Genomic DNA, 20,476 nt, shown 5'->3' on the forward strand with positions numbered 1-20,476 from the left:
ACTGCTGACGACTTTAATGTTTAGCATAAATGGTTGCGGTGATGATGTTGGTAAGGTGAGCCTTGGGATGTTTACCACCAAAGATGTGATTATTGATGCGCGTAGCGACCCTAAAGTGCCCGGCGTGACCTGTCATATTAGCCGGATAGAAGCGAATCTTGATTTTGCCGATCCCTCTGATATGGGGATCGCCTGTCGTCAAACTGGGCCAATAACAGCAGCAGATCTTGCTCATATTGATAAAAGTCACAGTGGCGAGGTAGTGTTTAAGGCATCACTGAGCATTTTGTTTAAAGTACTTAAGGTGCGCCGTATCTATGATGCTGAAAATCAAACCTTAATTTACCTATCCTATTCAACTAAAGAAACCAATGGTAGCCATAAACACGCTATTTCAACCGTGCCTTTATACGGCACACAAGCTTGGCAGGACGGCGCAAGCACAGCTGATAAACCTGTGCGTTAAATCGCGCGGCTTACTGGCTTACTTATTCCATATCACTCTCGATCTTGTATAGCTTACGTCACTCCCAAGAGTAAGCTTCTCGCTCGACATTTTAATAACGCTGTTAAGGCTCGGGGGCGATTATCTCTTGGGGGGCCCCCAAGCCTAAGCGTCTAATCGGTATAACTGGGGGGATCTACCCCTGAACTTGATTAAAACGTTCAAATCCGCGGGCTAAATCGGCAATCAAATCATCTGGGTTTTCGAGTCCGACATGTAAGCGAATTAACGGCTTACTACTGTCCCAATCGGTTGCTGTGCGCAGTTTATCGATGCCAAATACCCCTAGGATAAGGCTTTCATAGCCCCCCCAAGAAAAGCCCATCTTAAAGTGGTCCATATTCTCGACAAACGCGGTGACCGATTTGAGGTTGCCTTGCTTTAATACAAATGAGAATAAACCATTGGAGGCACTAAAATCCCGTTTAAAAAATTCGTGTCCCGGACAGGTTTCAAAGGCGGGGTGGCGGATATGATCGACTTCAGGTCTTGTGAGTAGCCAATTAGCGACTTTTAAGGCATTTTGCTCATGTTGTGCCATGCGAACGCCTAAGGTACGCAGTCCTCGACTGGCGAGGTAGACATCATCTGCAGAGGTACACTGGCCCATTAAATAACTGTTTTCTCTAAGTTGATCCCAATTCTGGCTATTGGCTGTGGCGGTGCCCATCATGACATCGGAGTGACCAACAATATACTTGGTTGCAGCCTGTATTGAGATATCGACACCCATGTCGAACGGGCGTGAGTTGATCGGTGATGCCCAAGTGTTATCTAACATGACCACAATATTGTGTTGGTGGGCGATGCGACTGAGCGTGGGAACATCTTGCACTTCCATGGTGATAGACCCCGGGGATTCAAGAAATAGCACCTTTGTATTAGGGCGAATAAGCGCCCCGATACCATCGCCAATCATAGGGTCATAGTAAGTGGTTTCTATGCCAAACCCTTTAAGCATTTTATCGCATAGATCGCGAGTCGGTTCGTAGGCGCTATCGACCATCAATAGGTGATCGCCAGCGTTTAGAAAAGAGAGTAGTGCGCCAGAAATCGCCGCAGATCCCGAAGGATACAGAGCTGTGCCTACGCCACCTTCGAGTTCAGCTATGGCAGCTTGGAATGCAAAATGGGTTGGTGTACCACGGCGACCGTAAAACATCTCACCGTTAGCACGATTTTTGGTCGCAAAACGCATCTCTTCCATAGTGTCAAAAACCACAGTGGATGCTCTAAATACTGGGGGATTAATAACCCCTTTACTCCATTTTTTATCTCTGCCAACACTGACTATTTGAGTCTCTTTTTTCATCGCCTCATTCCACATCTAAATTGCCATTTTAGCCATCTTAACATCTAAATGGCTAAATGAAAGTGAGTTATTTAATGCTTATCTCTATATTTTATGTCGGGCTAATAGGGAGTTTTATGGTGAATTCTACTCCGAGGTGTTTGCCATCGACTATTCTATCTTTGGCATTGATGCTACCGTGATGGAACTCTGTGATCAGCCTTGCAATATACAATCCCAGCCCAAGGTGAGGTTTATCTTGGGTTTGTTGATGTCTAACCGACACCATAGACTCGAAGATCTGCTCGCTCATGTTGTCAGGTAGTGCAGGACCTTGATTATAGATAGATAAGATCGCCGTTTTGCCTTTGGCACTCAGCCTAACTTCGATTGCGCTACCAGCTTGGCTAAATTCAATGGCGTTGGCAATTAATTTATCCATTAGCTGAGCGATATATTCGGGTACACCTTGCATGAATAAGGGCTCTTGGCTGATATCGACCTCAAAACCCTGCTTAGGGTAGGTCATCTGATAACCTTGCATGCAACCTGAAACCACTTTCGACAGTGGAAATTGATCAACTTCAGCATGAGTTAACGCTTCTTCAAGACGAGTTGCTTCACTCATGTTGTTCAGGATCATATTTAGCCGACTGACACCTTCTTGTGCGCGATCCACATACTTTTGGTGTGAAGGCAATAGCTCTTGGAGCGCTAAGTGCTCAAGGGAGGAGCGTACGACAGCAACTGGAGTGCGCAGCTCATGGGATAATCTCGATGACATGTTTTCCAGATAATGGGTGTATTGCCCGAGGCGACTAACAATGCTGGCAAAACTGCGGGAGAGATCACCAATTTCATCGCGTACTTTTGATCCGACAATGGCTTTTTTAATGCGGCCTTGGCTATCAATCGCTTGTTCTGCTTCATCTCTGAGTTTTCGAATACGGCTAGAGATGCTAGATGCAAAGAAAAATAACGCCAGAGTGCCCATGCTCATTACCGTGAGGATCACGTTAAATAGTTTTTCTAGCGCTTTGTTGCGCAAGGTTCTGATCCCGTGGGTGGTTTCTTCGGCGACAACGACTCCCATTACGGTATCATCGATCCAGATAGGACTTGCGGCGGCGAGTACTACGGCTTTACCGTCAGGAGTAAGCCGCCAAGTGGAGCCGAGGTGACCGGAAAGCGCGCGGCGAATATGGCTACCTTCGAGCACCGTAGAGTCTTTTAAGGAATCGACAAAATCCTTGGGCGGCGTAGTGAGAATTCGGTAATAAAAAGGATGCAGATAGTCTCGTTTAAAGCGTCCCCAATAACTGTCATCTTGCTGCTCTATCGTCGTTTGTGCCCAGACGTTAGTGCTACTGTGAATGTCACCAGATTTTGCCAGTACACGTCCATGTTTATCAACCACCCAAATACGTGAGCTGTTATGGCTCATTCCTTTGATAATACTCTCAATTTCAGGAGATGGGACCAAGACTGTGCCTAAGTTTTCGACATTATCGGTACTTGAGGTGCCCACAACGGCTTCTATTTGACGAGACTTGCTATCGTTGACATCCACGATAGCAAAACCGAGTTTACTGCCGACCATTTCCAGTGGAATTCGAAGTTCAATATTGTAGCCTTTGTCGGTTTTTAACCATTTACCTTGAATTTTTATCTCGGGCGTCACCGGTATTTTAAGTTTGGGATCTTCTGGCAGTTCAAATGCACTGATCCAGCCATCTTTAATTGTCGCGACAATATAGCGGCGAAACTTGCCATCTGGTGCCAATGTGGCGATAGCAAGATGATCGTTATTGTCGATACTTAGGCTATTGCTGCCGCGATAAACTACATTGGGATCGGTGACCTCAAAAAAGCCATAAAGATACCCAGCGTACTTGCCGACCATGTGCGTAAAGCCAACGGTTAATGACTTAGTCTCATCAGCGCTAAAGAGTTGGTGATGCTCACCATAGTGGAGCGCGCGATGACGATAGCTTGCCCAATCGCCAAGTTTACCATCAAGCTGGATAGGTCCGGCTAATGGGTATGCGTAAAGGTCGCGCCCCTGCTCAACTTGCGACAGAAAACTGGCTTGTTTATCGAATAGTTTTGGCCGCTCATGTAGCGCCGTTGCCAATGCTTGGGTGGTGCCTTCAAGGGTTTTTTCTTGACCATGTCTGAGGTATTTTTCCATTTCCCAGACATATTGATAACTAAGCCAAGGTAAACAAAGCAAAAATAGCGATAAGATGGCTACTTTTGTGCGCAGGCCAATGGGAAGATGGAACATGATTAACCTTGATTATCCCAGCGATAACCCATGCCGTATACGGTATCGATGCAGCCAAAGCTATTGTCTTGGGCAATAAATTTCTTACGGATCCGTTTTACATGAGAAGTAATGGTACTGTCATCTACATAAATTTTTGCATCTTGCATTAAGGCTTGACGACTACGAACATGGCCAGGATGTTTGGCAAGTGCATGAACCATCCAAAATTCGGTCACGGTTAGCTCAATGGGTTGCTGTTTCCAGTAGACTTGGATCCGATTGACGTCGATGGTGAGGTCACCGTGTTCAATTAGGTTTTCCATTGCGCTTGCACTATTTTGGAGTTCTGAACGTCTAAACAGTGCCGCTAAGCGAGCAATGAGGTGAGGAAAGCTGACATCTTTGCTTAAATAGTCATCTGCGCCTAAGCGCAGGCCACACACCGTATCAAAGTCGCTGTCTCTAGCGGTTAAAAAAATGATAGGCAGACTGCTCGACATCGCTCGAAGCGATTGACAAAGGGCGAAGCCTCCATCTATCTCGTTTTCTAAGCCAATGTCAATAATCGCAAGATCAGGCAAGCGCGTTGTAAAAGCTTGCAACGCGGTTGGGCGGTTAGCATAGGCCTGAACACTGTAGCCCTGCTGCTGAAGCACTTCTTTGTAATTTTCGCGAATAGCCGCTTCATCTTCCACGATAGCGATACGTTTCATTGTCCACTCATAGGGTCTTAACTGACTAATTGTTTGTGACTATACAGCAATTTCTCATTGAAAAAAGTGGTTCTAGGCAATTGCCATTTTGTTGCCACAATTGGTAGCTGCAATGCCATTTTTACTCCCTGTGTGTGCCACTTAGCTGAGGTTTAATGAACTCATCGAAACGCACCTCGCGGTTCAATTACTCAAGCAGTTCGTTAACACCAGATACTTTAAGGAAGACCATTATGAAAAAGCAGATCCTAGCAGCACTTATCTCTACCACCTTACTGACCAGTTCTATGAGCTATGCAGCATCGGTTCAAGGCCAAGAGGTCGCCTCTGAGCCTTCGGATAAAGAGGCGTTAATTGGTGTGGGTTCCGGTATTGTTCTGGGCGCTGTTGTCGGTGGCCCAGTTGGCGCCATTATCGGTGCCTTTACTGGTGGAATGATTGGTCAATCGGTTGCAGATGATAGTGAGATAAAGTTTCAGCAGGCGCAGTTAGCGCAGCAAGAGAGTGAAATCGCCATGCTGAATCAGGAAAAACAACATTTTGAAAGTCTCAATGAGCAGTATGTGAGTGCGCAACGAGAACTTGAAGGCCTTAAGCAGCGTCAAGGTGCACGATTAGAAGAGCTCGCACTTGGGCTTAATGTGCAGTTTAAAACGGGCTCTTCTGAGGTGGAGTCACACTTTAAGGAGCAGCTTAACGAGGTGGCTGATGTGATGGCGATGTCACCTGAGCTTAAGCTCGATTTAACCGGTTATGCCGATAGACGCGGGGAGTCTAGTTATAACCAAGCCTTGTCGGAGCAACGCGTCGCCGAAGTTAGACGTTATTTGGTTAAGCAAGGCGTCAATGAGTCTCGTTTAGATGCCAAAGCATTTGGTGCGACGGCGCCAGTGAAAGATGAGCAGAGCTTTGAAAATGACTTCTTTGACCGCCGGGTGACCATTAAGTTATTGCCAGCCGATACCGCCATCGCCGCCAACTAGAGGTTTCACATAGAAATTAATCTTGGCGTTGTTGCAGTAAGGAGTTTGCACATGAAAACCGTGTTTTGTCGTTTAACCAACCTTTGCCCCCCGAGGGGGGCATTTTTTCACTCCCTCTTAAATCCAATTAGGCAGACTGTCACTAAAAGTCTGCTCGTGGCATTGACTCTGTTATTACCGTTAAATGTATTGGCGTTGACAGAAGATGAGACTCCACTGGGCAGCGCTCAGTTAGTTTATACCTATGCAAAAAGCGATGCAGGTAGCGATGTAGATAGCGAAGGGGAGGCGCAGGCGCGTTTTACAGCATTACCAGTTAATACCCAAGTTGAGATGCAGGTCTCGGGTTGGCTTAACCGAGTAACGGTGAAGCAGTATTTTCATAATAATAGTGAACATTGGCTAAATGGCACGTATCAGTTTCCATTGCCCCATGATGCGGCTGTTGATTCGATGACATTACGCGTTGGTGAGCGGATATTGGAAGGGGAGATAAAAACTAAGCTAGAGGCTAAAAAACGGTTTGAGGTGGCCAAAGCCAGTGGTCAAAAGGCCAGTTTGGTTGAGCAACATAAGCCTAATCTGTTCTCTACTCAAGTTGCTAATTTGGCACCAGGTAAGACCCTTGTGGTCGAGATCGCCTATCAACAGCTAGTCAACTATCAACAAGGGGAGTTTAGTTTACGATTCCCTATGGCGATTACGCCTCGCTACTCCCCCAAAAATCAGTTACCCACTGAGCCGCAAGCGCAGTTTGTTGCCCCGTCTTTTGTTGAACCAATGTTAACAGCAAAGGGAACTAATGCTAGTGAGTCCAATAACGTCAGTTTACATATTGAATTAAATGGAGGGATGGAGCTTAGCCATATTAAAACGCCTTATCATTTGATGCAGCAAACTGTGACTGGTGACAATGTGATTGAGCTTGAGTTAACCCAAGTGATAAAGGCAGAGCGAGACTTTGTATTGCGCTGGCAACCTCTATTATCTGAGCTTCCTACCGCAGTAGCCTTTACTCAGCAGGGGAGGACTCATCAGCCTGCAAGTCTTGGCACTAAAACTGTGAACATAAAACCGAGTGATGATTCATTCTCCAACATCAATAATGACTTTAGTGCTAACCAAGACTTTAGTGTTAACCAAGACTATGGCTTAGTGATGCTGATGCCTCCGCAAGACAAATCGCGCCATGGTATGGCTCGTGAACTGACTTTGGTTATCGATACGTCAGGCTCTATGAGTGGTGACTCAATCGTACAAGCAAAAAGGGCACTATTGCATGCGCTTGCGGGCTTAGGCGCTGATGACACGTTTAACATTATAGCGTTTGAGTCGAAAATTAAGACTTTGTCGCCTAGGCCGTTGATGGCAACGGCTGCGAATCTAGAGCGTGCCAATCTGTTTGTTAGAGAACTCGTTGCCGACGGTGGCACCGAGATGGCACCAGCTTTCATGCGAGCATTGAGCGCACCGTCCTCGAAATCATTAGACAGTGTTAGTCGGTTAAAACAAGTGGTGTTTATTACCGACGGCGCGATCGGCAATGAGGAGCAACTTTTTAGTTTGATAGCGGATCATTTAGGTGACAGTCGTTTATTCACCGTTGGTATCGGTGCTGCGCCTAATGGTTACTTTATGGAGCGAGCAGCACAGGCGGGGCGAGGAACCTATACCTACATAGGTAAGCTTAATGAAGTTGATCAAAAGATAGCTGAGTTAATGGATAAAATTGAGCATCCCATTGTGAGTAATGTGGAGTTGAGGCTAGGGGATGGGACTATACCCGATTATTGGCCTGTGAATATTGGCGATCTCTATGCTCAAGAGCCTGTGATGGTCGCGGTAAAGCTGAAATCTTCATTTCATCAATCCCATAACGATGAGCTCATCGTTTCAGGTACCTTGGGCGGACAGTTTTGGCAAAGACGCCTAACGCTGCAGCGCGATGCCAAGGGCAAAGGATTTGATCTGCTCTGGGCACGCAAACAGATCGCGGCGTTGCTGCTCAGTAAAAATGGCAGCAATAGTGACAGGATAAAGCGACAAGTGACTCAGGTGGCCTTGGATTATCATCTTGTGAGTCCGTATACCAGTTTAGTTGCGGTCGATAAAACGCCATCTCGTCCCTATGGCGAGGCGAGTGTCGATGCATATTCCAGTACGATATTACCATTAGCCGTTCCTGGGACTTGGCCACAAACAGCGAGTGAAAGCCGACTATATATGGCGATTGGAGGGATGTTATTGTTTTTAGTTGGCGCATATTCATTGAGTTTTTCTGGTGTGTTGTTTAGGCGTCGTTTGGGTGCTCGGGCATGAAAGGGCTAACAAGCAAGGTTTCAGGTCAACGAATGGTATTAGTTATCACCGTTGTCGCTTGTGCATTATTGTTTAAGGGAGGATATATGCAGGCAAAAGCTCATTTTGCTCAGTTTCTAATTGAGCAGGCGTGGAATGACACCTTAAGCCATGGCGGCTTAAATAAACCCTGGAGCTGGGCTGATACTTATCCTATCGCCAAGATGCAGTTTATGAACTCACAACATAGCGTAATGGGCGATGCGCTTTATATTCTTGCAGGCGCATCAGGCCGAAATTTGGCATTTGGTCCAGCAGCTATCATGTCAAATAGTCAGATGAACGCCTGGGGTAATACTGTGATAGCTGGCCATCGTGATACTCATTTTGCTCGTCTAAAAGGGATAAAGCCTGGCCAGTTGATCTCGCTTCAAGATAGTTCGTCTCGGGAGAGACTATATCGAGTCGATACGATAGCGATCCTTGCTGAAGATGATACCTCTCTGATGGGCTTACATGACGAATTGCAGCTGACATTAGTCACTTGCTATCCGTTTGAGAGTTTAGCTGCCCAAAGCCGCTGGCGCTTTGTTGTGGTGGCTAAGCCAATTAAAACCGAGGCGTTGGCGGATGTCGCTGCCAATGCTTCGCTAGATAGGCATGACGCGATTTCGCCCTAGGCGTTTAGCCTCGTAGAGAAATTTATCGGTACGTTCAATCAATTGGCTAGCCGATTCATTTTTTTGCCATTCACATACGCCAAAAGAGGCGCTAATGTTGTCGATAAGCTGATCTTTTCGGCGGTCTTTCAAGCTAACCTTTTCGAGTGAACGGCGCATCGCTTCGGCAAGGTGCCGTGCTTTGCGCTGATGGCTATTGGGTACAATAATGGCAAATTCCTCACCACCATAACGATAGATTTTAATACCATCACGGCATGAGTCACCAAGGCGTTTCGCAACAGCTTTTAAGACACTATCACCGAGTTGATGTCCGTAGTTATCGTTAAATTGTTTGAAATAATCAATATCTGCCATGATAAGGCAGGTACCTTCTGGCGCTTGAGCTAACAATCCATCAAGCTCTTGATCAAATGCTCGGCGGTTGAGCACTCCTGTTAATGCATCGTAGTAGACATCTTTTTCTGAGCGCTTAAGTTCGGCGCGTAGCGCGTCGATCTCTTTCTGTGCTTTTTCTAATCGACCAGTAAAATACTCGGTGCTTGAACGGATCTCTTCAGACTCTTTTACTAGGCTGCGGATAAGCCCGAGAACCTTCTCTAAACTTACTCCTTCCTCTTCAATTTGATTAAGCTTATTAAAGTTGTTGTCGACCCGTTGCTGGAATTGGGTGGCATCATGGTTAGTATCTTTTAGAGATTGTGCAAGCTCTACCGTCATCGCTTCGAGGTTTTGGCGCATATCCAGTACATCAATCTCAACGGGATCTGAGATATGTTCGCGGTAAAGTAATTCAGCGTTAATGGGGGGGCAGGTATTGTATTGTGAAACTATGGTATCCATTTTTTCGACGAGCGCAGGGTCTTGTTCACCTACATAGGCATACCATAAAGCATAATTTGTCGGCGTTGTTGGAATTTGATGTTTCAACATCAAAGGTACGGCTTTTTTTAGGTTTGTTGCCGCGGTTCGCATTAACTCTTTCGACATAATTAGCTGTTTCCTAGATGAACTTGGTTTGCCATCTATCAATTGAAATCGTATACCAAGTGCTGATCTTGGCCAGTGTATCAACCATAAAGATTTTTATACCAATCACATTAATAATAAGCGTGTTTACTTAATGTGATTGGCGTCTAGGTTATCGTGTACAGGTTACTTCAAAGCATAGCGCGAGGAGATAGGCTTCTCCATATTAGTTGTTACTTTGTTGAGCAGGAGCCCACTCTAACCATTGCTGGTCGATTTTCTGATGTAAGATAAAGCGCTTATCTGCGTTGATTTGATTGTTAGTTGAACTAATCTGTTCAGTTACAACGCCTATTCCACCCGCTAGAATATTTTCCAGAGAACCTGCTTCAATTTGAGCGCCAGAAAACAAGCCAACATCGACTTTAATCCCGGAAAGATCCCAGAACTGACTGCTTTGATTGACGAGATGTTTATATTTGGCATCAATTTGAGCCATTATCAGCACCTCTACACCATCGCCTGTAAGACGATAATCTCTAACGTCACCGATCTTAATGCCGCGGAAAATAATCGGCGTCCCCACTTTAATTGAGCCGAGATTTGAGTCGACTAAGGTGATTGATAACGCATCATCATCAAGGTGTATCGGTGCCTCTATGGTGCCAGCAAATTGAGTGATAGTTTGCGCACTGCTCCCTGGGATCGCCGCAACATAAGGCCCTGTAAGTAGTGTTTCTGCAGCAGTGATCCCTGAAAGGGATATTTGCGCATCAACAAGGTAATACTGCGAATCTTTGCGGGTGAAAACGTTGGCATATTCCCCATAGAGATAGGCATCGATGTTTAAAGCGCTTAGGTCGGCATTGAGTTTTACTTGCTCTACTTCACCGATTTGGTGACCCATATATCGGATAGGGGCATGGGCGGCAACTTTACTACTGGCTGGGAAAGTTAACTCAATGGGCTGAGCTCTAGCGAGTGCCAATGATTGTGAGCCGTAAAGGTGCTGTTGATCGCCAGTTTCTCCCTCTTTTAACAAACCTAGGGAGACACTGCCTTTTAGTGCACCTTCTAAGGGCGCAACATCAACTTTAACGCCACTTAAACTCGCATCGATAGTCATCGCATCATTTCGCCAAAACACCGTGTTTTCCTTGATTAAGTTGCGAAAGGCTTTATCTATTCCTAAAACGATAGCAAAATTTTCGTTACTGACATTCCAATCAAGGCTAAGCACTTTTCCTATTTGCATTTTTTTGTAATAGATGGGCGATTTTGGTGCCAAATTGGCTCCATCGGGACTCGATAGCGTGATCGTTAACATTTCACGCTGTTCAATAGTTTCTTGTGCTTGTTGCATTGAGGCAAATAATGACAGTGATGTGCCGCTTGGGAGCTGCTGGGTGCTTTTGCTTTTTATTAAACTAATTGCACCTTTAGTTAAAGTGTCTAAATCTCTAGTGCTTACAGATACACCATCGAGAGATGCTTCTATGGCGAGCGCAGACTCAGGAATAAAATAGCTACCACTGGTGATTAGCGGACTGTATTCGGACCAAATCGCTATTTGATATTCGATACCACTAAAGTCAGGTTTGAATCTGACGCCTGTCACTGTGCCTATCGGTAGCTGCTTGAATCGCACCTCAGCGCCAGGTTTTATGCCCGGGTTATCCTCAGTGGACAGCGTTAACAGCAGCGGCTTGACTCGGTTCTCTGGTGCTGTATTAAGTAGTGTATATTCCGATTTAGGTTCACCCACGCCAGGAGTAAAATTAATCACGCTGCCAGTGACTAGGCGTGAGGCATGTTTTATTCCAGCGAGTGATATGTCTGCGCCTTCGGCCCAAAATTGAGCTGTGCCACTGAGTAAATCGGCATACTTTGTATCGATTGTGGCATCGAATCGAACGCCTTTATCCAGCAGATGAGTTTGGTTAATTCGGCCTATCTCTATGCCTCTAAAGACAATACTCGCACCAGTCTGTATTGCATCTGCATTGTCAGCGAGCAAACTAAAGGATGCACCTCCGAGTGCGGCATCGGCATCTTCATAAATAGTGAACTTATGATTAGTTGTGGCTTTTTGGGCATTGGGGTCGGAAGAGAAGGTAACCCCTCCCGCTAGAATAGCTGCGAGACTTTCTGTTTTTACTTTTAGGCCTGATAGTGAAGCATCGAGTGTTAGCCCTGATACATTCCAAAAGGTAGAGTTTTGTTTAACCAAGTGAGCATACTGTTTCTGGATATAGGCATTAAACAATATGCTGTCATCATTAACGAGTCGGTAGCTGACGATTTTTCCAACAGGAATTTGTCGGTAAAAAATTTGTGAGCCGACATCCAGTGAGCCAAGGCTGTCACTGGTAAGCTCAATCATCAGCCCATCGCTGCCTGGTGCGACCGGGGGAGCCTGATCTTCGGCAATAAAATCACTTCGGTATTCACCATCCCCAGGTTGGATTGCAATGTAGTTACCAGAAAACAGCGCATCTAGCCCCTCTACACCTGTAATAGAAGCTTTAGGCATTACTAACCAGAATTTGGTTTCATCACGCAAGAAAGGCGTTGAGCGATAATCCATAATAAGGTCAACGTAAACGCCTTTTAGTGCATCATCAATACTAATGTCGACAACTTTACCAACGGTTAAGCCTTGATAACGTACTAAGGTTTTGCCGACGTCAATGCCTGTTGCACTAGGGAAATGGATTCGAACTTCAACGCCCGATTCTCGAATACTTTTAATACCAAGCCAAGCGCCTAATACGAGTGCGACTATAGGCAGTAACCATATAGGAGAGAAAAGCTTTTTCTTTACCACTTTAGGTGCTTCAATTTCTGTCATCGTTCGATTCCAATCGGTCCCAGAGTAAACGCGTATCTAATACTTTCGCCGCCAGTTGAGTCAGCAATATAACTAATGCAAACGCTGTTGCTGCAGGCGCAGGCTTAGCGTCGAATATCTGTCCCATATTGACGAGCGCAGCGGTGATGGATATGACAAAAAGGTCTAACATCGACCAGCGTCCAATCCATTCTATGATATGAAAACCAGCCATTAGTTTTCTTTTCGATATTGGTAATTCAAAACTAATCGCGAGTAAATAGATGCCGAGGCCAACTATTTTTAGCATTGGCACTAATATACTGGCAGTAAACAAGATAATAGCAATCGGTAAAAGATCTAATTGAATTAGATGGTTAATACCACTGAATATGGTGTCTTTTCTCACCTGCCCTTGACTAGTCATAACAGTAATGGGATAGAGGTTAGCGGGGAACAACAAGATTGCAGCTGTGATCAGTAGTGCCCAACTTTTTTGTATGCTGCTGTGATCTCGGCTGGTGACGGCTTGTCCACATCGAGAGCAGATCGTTTGCTGTGTTTGACATAAATTGGTGCAAGTCGGGCAGCAGGTAAGCCCGAGTCGCTGCCCTTGAACTGAGGTGTTACTGGTACTCATCAAGAACGCTCCACATATGTTCTATGTCATATTCTCTCTGCAAAAAAATGACTACGATAAATAACATCGTAAAGCAAAAGGTACCAATGCCGAAGTAAAGATCCGTATAATCAGAGAGTTGAAATACAGAAACGAAGATACTGATCATATAAATTTCTAACATGCTCAGCTGACTTATCAGCTTGTGTTGACATAAAAACCCCTTATAAATCTTACGAAAAAAAGGATTATGTAACTGATATTTTACAATAAGAACTTGGAACAATACCGATAGGATCAGCAGACCTGGTGCTATTACCGCTGCCGTTAATACTGCAATAGCCACCACCCAATATCCTTGATCTGCCACAGACATTGCCCCACCAAAGATGGTCGTTGTTCTGATACTGCCAAGAAAGTGAAGTTCGAGCACGGGGAAAAAATTTGCTGGAAAATAGAGTGCTAGCGCCGCTAGGCATAAAGCAAGCATACCGTTAATTGAACAATATGGTGTGTCATAGAGGTAGCTGTTGCAACGAGGACATAAGGCACGAACTCCCGATGGGAGCGCGCGCTTTCTGACGACCAAATCGCAGGAACGACAAAGGACGATACTCTTATCTAACACGTCTCTATCCATAATGCGTTTTGATATATTCCTATCATTGAGGGTCGTTATGAGAAAGACACTTTATTGATATAGACCAGTAATCTGCTGATGTTAACGTATTACTATGATGCTGTTGGACATAAATTTTATCGCCTTGGGCATACAGAGTCTAACTATTTATATAGCATAAGATTCTATCAGATAAATTTGAACACTTGCATAAGAACTTATAATTGTGAGATTCTACAACTGTATATAAAAACAGTGTGAGGGTAGGCATGGCAGTAATAACTAAATTTGTCGTTGTCAGAGAAGGGGTTGAGAAGATGACATTCACATCTAAGAAGGAGGCTGACGCCTACGATAAGATGCTCGATATCGCGGACAATCTTCTTCCTTTTATCGAGCAATCAGCTTTAGGGCTTGATGACAGCGCGACAGAGAAACTTTGTTTCTATTTGGCTGAAAATAAGGATCAACTTATGGGCTTGCTAAAAGGTGGGGTAGCACCAAAGTCAGCACCAACCAAGAAAGCGGCTAAAAAGCCAGAATCTAAAACGTAAAAATAGTTAGGAAAATTTTATGACATCTGTGTGTTACGACACCTTAGTGAGACAAACCGAAGCGCTATTTGCTGGAGAAGATAATCTTATTGCCGCCATGGCTAACTTTTCTGCCTTGATTAATGATCATCTCGATGATCTCAATTGGGTTGGTTTTTATCTTGTCGAAGGCGAACAGTTAATTCTAGGTCCTTTTCAAGGGAAAGTTGCCTGTACTCGAATTCCGATGGGAAAGGGGGTTTGTGGCACTGCAGCGCAAACTAATTCTACACAGCGAGTAGCAGATGTTCATCAATTTGAAGGGCATATCGCCTGTGATTCGGCGAGTAACTCCGAAATTGTCATCCCGATGCGATGTAATGGAGAGGTTATAGCTGTATTGGATATTGATAGCCCTTCGTTATCAAGATTCGACGAAGCCGATCAAATTGGCCTAGAGTTGGTCCTTAAAAGCTTGGAAAATGCTTTATTTGCTTAAACTACAACCAATTTTGCACAATTGATGGTCGCAATCGTCTCAGGCACGCTTATAATAGGCCGCTCGACGAACATAAAAATGCCCAGTTACATTTCATTAGTTGAAATGAATGCTTGGCGTTTGTTAAATGTAATTGATAAGGTATGTTGGATTGTGCTGAAGAGATGGTTAGTATCCTATAAAGAAATAGCCTCTTAATTTAAGTCTAACAAATATGAACGACACGCCTACCAACACTGTTTTGGTTTGGTGATAGTCCCTTTTAAACTGTGGAAGTAATGATGGAATCAACAGAAAAGTTGACCGACACCAACGCTATTCTTGCGTATTTATATGAAACATTTCCTTTGTGCTTTATTGCTGAAGGTGAAACTAAACCTCTTAAAATTGGATTGTTTCAAGACTTGGCTGACAGGTTAGCTGATGATTCTAAAGTCAGTAAAACTCAATTGAGAATTGCCTTACGTCGTTATACGAGCAGCTGGCGTTATCTTAAAGGTGTAAAAGCTGGCGCACAGCGTGTAGACCTTGACGGTAATGAGTGTGGTGAACTTGAGCAAGAGCATATCGACCATGCACAAGCTACACTAAAAGATAGTCAAGAAAAGGCCAAGGCTAAACGTGTTGCAAAAGCGGCGGCCAGTAAAGGTGAAAACTCTGCGCCTAAGGCAGAGAAAAAACCATTTAAGAAACCTGCTCCGAAACGTAAGTCTGCTGCGGTAAAAACCGCTAAGCCAGAGACTGTCGTTGAAAATTTAGTACCCGCAGTGTTGACGGAGCTGAAACAAAATCAGCGCGTCAATGTCAAACTAGGTAAATCACCCGTTGCGGGTGTGGTATTGGACATCAAAAAAGAAGATGTGCAAGTACAGTTAGATTCAGGATTGACCATTAAAGTTAAGATTGAACACATCCTGTTATAGCTGTCTCATTGTGAAAGGAGTAACTTGTTGATGCGAAAACTAACTCTGGCTGTTTCAATTGCCAGCATTTTTGTAGGATTCTCGGCTTGGGCATTGACGCCTACAATTCCATCGAGCGAGTTGCCCTCACTAACTCAAGAGCCACAACATAAAGTGGCGAGCAAGCGAGTGACAGGTTTGTTCACTCGCGCTCATTATCATCGTTTTGAGCTTGATGATGCATTTTCCCAGCAGGTGTTTAACCGATATTTAAAGCAACTCGATTACCGTCGTAACGTAATGCTCCAGCGCGATATCGACGGTTTTAAAGTTTATTCAACTCAATTTGATGACATGCTTAAAAGTGGCGATTTGACTGCGGCTTATAAGATGTTTGAGCTTGTTCAACAACGCCGTTATGACCGTTTTGCCTACGCGCTATCTTTGCTTGATAAAGAAATTGATTTCACTGTTGCTGGCGATAGTTATCAATATGATCGTGATGATGCCGCTTGGCCAAAAGATGAAGCTGAACTCAATGAACTTTGGCGTCAACGGGTTAAATATGATGCGCTGAATCTTAAGCTTACGGGAAAAAATTGGGACGAAATTGTTGAGGTGCTTGAAAAGCGCTACAATAACGCCATAAAACGTCTGAGCCAAACTAAGAGCGAAGATGTGTTCCAAGGTGTGATGAATGCTTTTGCGCGTACCGTCGAACCCCATACCAGTTATCTATCTCCTCGCAACGCTGAACGTTTCCAAATGGAAATGAACCTGAGTCTTGAAGGTATTGGTGCAGTGTTGCAGATGGACGATGACTATACTGTGATTAAGAGTTTGGTTGCCGGTGGACCCGCTGCGGGTAGTGAAAAGCTTGCACCAGAAGATCGTATTGTTGGTGTTGGCCAAGAAGGCGAAGAGATCGTCGATGTGATTGGCTGGCGACTTGACGATGTTGTTGAGTTAATCAAAGGACCTAAAGGCAGTAAGGTTGTATTGCAGATCCTACCTAAGAAAGGCGGTTCGGCAGCTAAACCCACTAATGTGACCATTGTTCGCGATAAGATTCGTCTTGAAGACCGTGCAGCCACATCAGAAGTGATTGAGCCTAAAACTGGGGATTATGCTGGACGTAAAGTCGGCGTGATCAAAGTGCCTGGTTTTTACATGAACCTTTCTCAAGATGTTTCAAAAGAGTTAGCTAAACTCAATGAAGCAAAAGTTGAGGGTGTCGTGATCGATCTTCGCGGTAATGGCGGTGGTGCATTAACTGAAGCAACATTACTTACGGGCTTATTTATCGAACAAGGCCCAGTCGTTCAAATTCGTGATGCTAATGGAAAGGTCTCTCAAAACAGAGATAATGATGGTCGAGTATCTTATGCTGGTCCATTAACGGTAATGGTTGACCGTTATAGTGCGTCTGCTTCTGAGATCTTTGCTGCAGCCCTGCAGGATTATGATCGTGCCCTTATCGTCGGTGAATCGACTTTCGGTAAAGGAACAGTTCAGCAGCACAAGAGTTTAGGTCGAATCTACGATATGTACGATAAGCCTATCGGACATGTGCAATATACCATTGCAAAGTTTTACCGTATTAACGGTGGTAGCACTCAGCTTAAAGGGGTCACCCCAGATATTCCATTCCCAAGTGCGCTTGAACCTGGTGAATATGGTGAAGCCGAAGAAGATAACGCATTGCCGTGGGACAAAGTACCTGTTGCACAATATGGCACTCTGGGTGATATCAATCCAAACTTAATTACTAATTTGGATAAGCGCCATCAACAGCGGATTAAAAAAGACGTTGAGTTTGGTTATATCTACCAAGATATCGCTGAATTTAAGAAGAGCCATAAAGAAAAAAGTGTCTCTTTAGTTGAGAAAGAGCGTATTGAAGAACGCGAGAGCAATGACCATAAGCAGTTAGCACGTCTAAATGAGCGTCGCGCAGTCGATGGTTTAGCACCATTGGCTACGCTCGATGATGCAGACGTGGACGTTAAAGCGCCAGATGCATTCTTAGATGAAACAGTCTATATCACCCTTGATATGGTCGATATGGACAAAATGGCAAAAAATCAGGTTAATTAGCCGATATCAGTCATCAAAAAAACGCGCTATTGGCGCGTTTTTTTTATCAAATTTACACCGATTAAGAGGAACTGTGATGACACAAGTTCAAGCGAAATTCTTAAAGGACTACAGAAGTCCTGACTACACAATTACTCATGTTGCCCTTGATTTTTCCCTTGCGGGTTCAGGCACTAAAGTGACAGCAACCAGTAAAGTTCGTCGGCTTAATGAAAGTGCATCAACCTTAGTGTTAGATGGCGACGATCTTAATCTCGAGTCGCTCACCGTTGATGGTGAGGCTTATCAATATGATATTAAAGCGGGGCAGTTAATCCTTAACGATCTTGGTGAAGAGTTTGAACTTTGTATTGTTACTTTGCTCGACCCTGAAGTTAATCAGGCGCTTGAAGGTTTGTATATGTCGGATGGCGCCTATTGTACTCAATGCGAAGCAGAGGGGTTTAGACGCATTACCTATTTCCTCGATAGGCCCGATGTACTTGCCACTTATGATGTGCGTGTTGAAGCTGATAAAGCGGCATTTCCTTATCTGCTCAGTAATGGCAACAAAATTGATGCAGGAGAGCTTGAAAGTGGCCGTCATTTTGTCTCTTGGCAAGATCCATTTCCAAAGCCTGCGTATTTGTTTGCATTAGTTGCGGGAGATTTTGACTTACTAAGTGATAGCTTTACCACCAAAAGTGGCCGAGAAGTTGCTTTGCAAGTTTTTGTCGATAAAGGCAATTTACATAAAGCAGGCCATGCCATGGCATCACTGAAAAAGTCGATGCTTTGGGATGAACAGCGTTTCAACCTAGAATACGATCTTGATATCTATATGATTGTTGCAGTTGATTTTTTCAACATGGGCGCTATGGAAAATAAAGGCTTAAATGTTTTTAATACTAAATACGTTTTGGCTGATACTGCCTCTGCAACTGACGATGATTATCATGGTATTGAATCCGTTGTTGGTCACGAGTATTTTCATAACTGGACGGGTAATCGTGTTACTTGCCGTGATTGGTTTCAATTGAGCTTGAAAGAGGGCTTAACGGTATTTCGCGATCAGGAGTTCAGTTCAGATGTTGGGTCGCGGGCCGTAAACCGCATTCATGCAATCAAAGTAATTAAGAACCAACAGTTTGCTGAAGACAGTGGCCCTATGGCTCATGCGATCCGTCCTGAGTCTGTTATCGAAATGAATAATTTCTATACTGTCACCGTATATAACAAAGGCGCTGAAGTGATCCGCATGATGCATACCTTATTGGGAGAGGCGGGTTTCCAAGCTGGTATGAAATGCTATTTTGAGCGTCATGATGGCCAAGCGGTCACTTGTGATGATTTTGTGGCTGCGATGGAGGATGCCAGTGGCGTCGACCTGACACTGTTTAGGCGCTGGTATAGTCAGTCTGGTACGCCGCAAGTGACGGTTGAAGAAGACTATAATCACGCGCTTAATCAGTATCGTCTGCACATTTCCCAGCATACATCACCAACCGCTGAGCAGGCTGAAAAATTGCCGCTGCATATTCCATTTGATATTGAGTTACTCAGCGCTGACGGTCAACCTTTACTCAGTCGCGTACTGGATGTAACTAAAGATAAGCAAACCTTTGTCTTTGATGGTATTGAGGCCAAGCCGATACCATCGTTATTACAAAACTTCTCCGCGCCAGTGAAACTCATTTTCGAGTACAGGATTGAGCAGCTACTTCACCTTATTCGTTTTGCGACTAGTGAAGTTGCGAAATGGGAAGCCTCGGTGACCATGTTCAGTCAAGCAGTGTGGCAAAACGTTGGTTATCTGCATACTAATACTGCTATGCATATAGATAGTCGTATAACTGACGCAATAAAAGGTTTGTTGTTAGACGAATCGCTCGATCGGTCATTATTGGCGGAGATCCTTAATTTCCCGAACGTGGCAACCTTGATTGAGCAAGAAAATGACGTCGACCTAGATGCATTGATCACTGCTAGGGCTTTTGTGGTTGAAGAGATCGCTAGTGGCTGTGAAGATGAGCTGGTTGCGCGCTATAGAGAGCTGGCGCAATTAGATGATGCAGGTGCTAGATCACTGAAAAATGTATCACTGAAGCTGTTGTTAACATTATCCGACCAATACCAAGGCTATGCTAAAGCTCAGTATGATAGTGCAACCAATATGACCGATAGTTTGGGTGCTTTGTCCGCGCTTAATGGTGAAGATGGTGAGTTAAGGCAAGCTTTGCTGGACGATTTTCAACAACGCTGGCTGGATACGCCTCTGGTGATGGACAAATGGCTAACATTGCAAGCGACATGCCCGGGAGAGGATCGTATTGCCGCTATTATGGCGTTATGCGATCATCCAGCATTTAGCTTCTCTAATCCTAATCGTGTTCGTTCGTTATTTGGCGCATTTTCAGCGGCAAATATTGAAGTTTTTCATCGCAATGATGGCGCCGGGTATAAGTTGCTAACCGATGTAATTATTAAGCTTAACACTCTTAATCCTCAAGTTGCTGCGCGGATCATTACACCATTAATTTTGTTTAAAAAGTTTGATAAATCGAGACAAGAATTGATGAAGGCTTCCCTTGAGTCTATTCTCAATTTACCGGATTTATCGAAAGATCTTTATGAAAAAGTCACTAAGGCTTTAGCATAAATGCCACATGGCGAGGTAAGATTACCTCGCC

Annotated in this window: 16 protein-coding genes; 9 read left to right on the forward strand and 7 right to left on the reverse strand. The window is 44.5% G+C overall.

The genetic code is table 11. From position 1 onward, the window contains the following. Nucleotides 1-16: 16 nt before the first annotated feature. Nucleotides 17-466, forward strand: coding sequence for a CreA family protein (locus K0I62_RS08780; protein ID WP_258405144.1), 450 nt, complete (start codon nucleotides 17-19; stop codon nucleotides 464-466). Nucleotides 467-641: 175 nt separating this feature from the next. On the opposite strand, the gene K0I62_RS08785 is transcribed toward K0I62_RS08780, so the two are convergent. From K0I62_RS08785 to pdsR, 3 genes are all read right to left on the reverse strand, one after another. Next, a complete protein-coding gene (locus K0I62_RS08785; protein WP_220071067.1) occupies nucleotides 642-1,817 on the reverse strand; it encodes a cystathionine beta-lyase in 1,176 nt (391 codons plus the stop codon). A gap of 91 nt (nucleotides 1,818-1,908) precedes the next feature. After that, nucleotides 1,909-4,083, reverse strand: a complete 2,175-nt coding sequence (gene pdsS, locus K0I62_RS08790; protein WP_220071068.1) for a proteobacterial dedicated sortase system histidine kinase — start codon at nucleotides 4,081-4,083, stop codon at nucleotides 1,909-1,911. Nucleotides 4,084-4,085: 2 nt separating this feature from the next. After that, entirely contained in the window at nucleotides 4,086-4,778 is a 693-nt protein-coding gene (pdsR, locus tag K0I62_RS08795) for a proteobacterial dedicated sortase system response regulator (protein WP_220071069.1), read from the reverse strand. A gap of 233 nt (nucleotides 4,779-5,011) precedes the next feature. On the opposite strand from pdsR, the gene pdsO reads away from it, so the two are divergent. Genes pdsO through K0I62_RS08810 form a run of 3 tightly spaced genes read left to right on the forward strand, consistent with a single transcriptional unit; the run spans nucleotide 5,012 to nucleotide 8,739 of the window. Next, the gene (gene pdsO / locus K0I62_RS08800; RefSeq protein WP_220071070.1) at nucleotides 5,012-5,761 is read left to right on the forward strand and encodes a sortase-associated OmpA-like protein PdsO; all 750 of its coding nucleotides are present in this window, start codon (nucleotides 5,012-5,014) and stop codon (nucleotides 5,759-5,761) included. A gap of 51 nt (nucleotides 5,762-5,812) precedes the next feature. After that, nucleotides 5,813-8,080: a marine proteobacterial sortase target protein gene (locus K0I62_RS08805; RefSeq protein ID WP_220071071.1), complete on the forward strand. Its 2,268-nt coding sequence runs from the start codon at nucleotides 5,813-5,815 to the stop codon at nucleotides 8,078-8,080. Continuing rightward, on the forward strand, nucleotides 8,077-8,739 hold the full coding sequence (locus K0I62_RS08810) for a class GN sortase (protein WP_220071072.1): 663 nt from the start codon (nucleotides 8,077-8,079) through the stop codon (nucleotides 8,737-8,739). The genes K0I62_RS08805 and K0I62_RS08810 overlap by 4 nt, the downstream gene beginning before the upstream one ends. Here K0I62_RS08810 and K0I62_RS08815 read toward each other — a convergent pair. From K0I62_RS08815 to K0I62_RS08830, 4 genes are all read right to left on the reverse strand, one after another. Continuing rightward, nucleotides 8,710-9,729: a GGDEF domain-containing protein gene (locus K0I62_RS08815; protein ID WP_220071073.1), complete on the reverse strand. Its 1,020-nt coding sequence runs from the start codon at nucleotides 9,727-9,729 to the stop codon at nucleotides 8,710-8,712. The genes K0I62_RS08810 and K0I62_RS08815 overlap by 30 nt on opposite strands. 205 nt (nucleotides 9,730-9,934) lie before the next feature. After that, nucleotides 9,935-12,559: an MlaD family protein gene (locus K0I62_RS08820; protein WP_220071074.1), complete on the reverse strand. Its 2,625-nt coding sequence runs from the start codon at nucleotides 12,557-12,559 to the stop codon at nucleotides 9,935-9,937. Then, a complete protein-coding gene (locus K0I62_RS08825; protein WP_220071075.1) occupies nucleotides 12,546-13,178 on the reverse strand; it encodes a paraquat-inducible protein A in 633 nt (210 codons plus the stop codon). Before K0I62_RS08825 ends, K0I62_RS08820 begins: the two co-directional genes overlap by 14 nt. Next, nucleotides 13,165-13,797, reverse strand: a complete 633-nt coding sequence (locus K0I62_RS08830; protein WP_220071076.1) for a paraquat-inducible protein A — start codon at nucleotides 13,795-13,797, stop codon at nucleotides 13,165-13,167. Before K0I62_RS08830 ends, K0I62_RS08825 begins: the two co-directional genes overlap by 14 nt. Before the next feature lie 248 nt (nucleotides 13,798-14,045). Here K0I62_RS08830 and K0I62_RS08835 point away from each other — a divergent pair, with 248 nt between their 5' ends. The 5 genes from K0I62_RS08835 (at nucleotide 14,046) to pepN (ending at nucleotide 20,445) form a co-directional block, all read left to right on the forward strand. Next, the gene (locus K0I62_RS08835; RefSeq protein WP_220071077.1) at nucleotides 14,046-14,330 is read left to right on the forward strand and encodes a YebG family protein; all 285 of its coding nucleotides are present in this window, start codon (nucleotides 14,046-14,048) and stop codon (nucleotides 14,328-14,330) included. A gap of 19 nt (nucleotides 14,331-14,349) precedes the next feature. Beyond that, nucleotides 14,350-14,808: a GAF domain-containing protein gene (locus K0I62_RS08840; protein ID WP_220071078.1), complete on the forward strand. Its 459-nt coding sequence runs from the start codon at nucleotides 14,350-14,352 to the stop codon at nucleotides 14,806-14,808. Nucleotides 14,809-15,089: 281 nt separating this feature from the next. Further along, the gene (gene proQ, locus K0I62_RS08845; RefSeq protein ID WP_220071333.1) at nucleotides 15,090-15,731 is read left to right on the forward strand and encodes an RNA chaperone ProQ; all 642 of its coding nucleotides are present in this window, start codon (nucleotides 15,090-15,092) and stop codon (nucleotides 15,729-15,731) included. A 30-nt stretch (nucleotides 15,732-15,761) separates the two neighbouring features. Further along, on the forward strand, nucleotides 15,762-17,807 hold the full coding sequence (prc, locus tag K0I62_RS08850; protein WP_220071079.1) for a carboxy terminal-processing peptidase: 2,046 nt from the start codon (nucleotides 15,762-15,764) through the stop codon (nucleotides 17,805-17,807). 76 nt (nucleotides 17,808-17,883) lie between these two features. Further along, entirely contained in the window at nucleotides 17,884-20,445 is a 2,562-nt protein-coding gene (gene pepN / locus K0I62_RS08855) for an aminopeptidase N (protein ID WP_220071080.1), read from the forward strand. Nucleotides 20,446-20,476 lie beyond the last annotated feature (31 nt).

The organism is Shewanella psychrotolerans (assembly GCF_019457595.1).
GTDB classification, from domain to species: domain Bacteria; phylum Pseudomonadota; class Gammaproteobacteria; order Enterobacterales; family Shewanellaceae; genus Shewanella; species Shewanella psychrotolerans.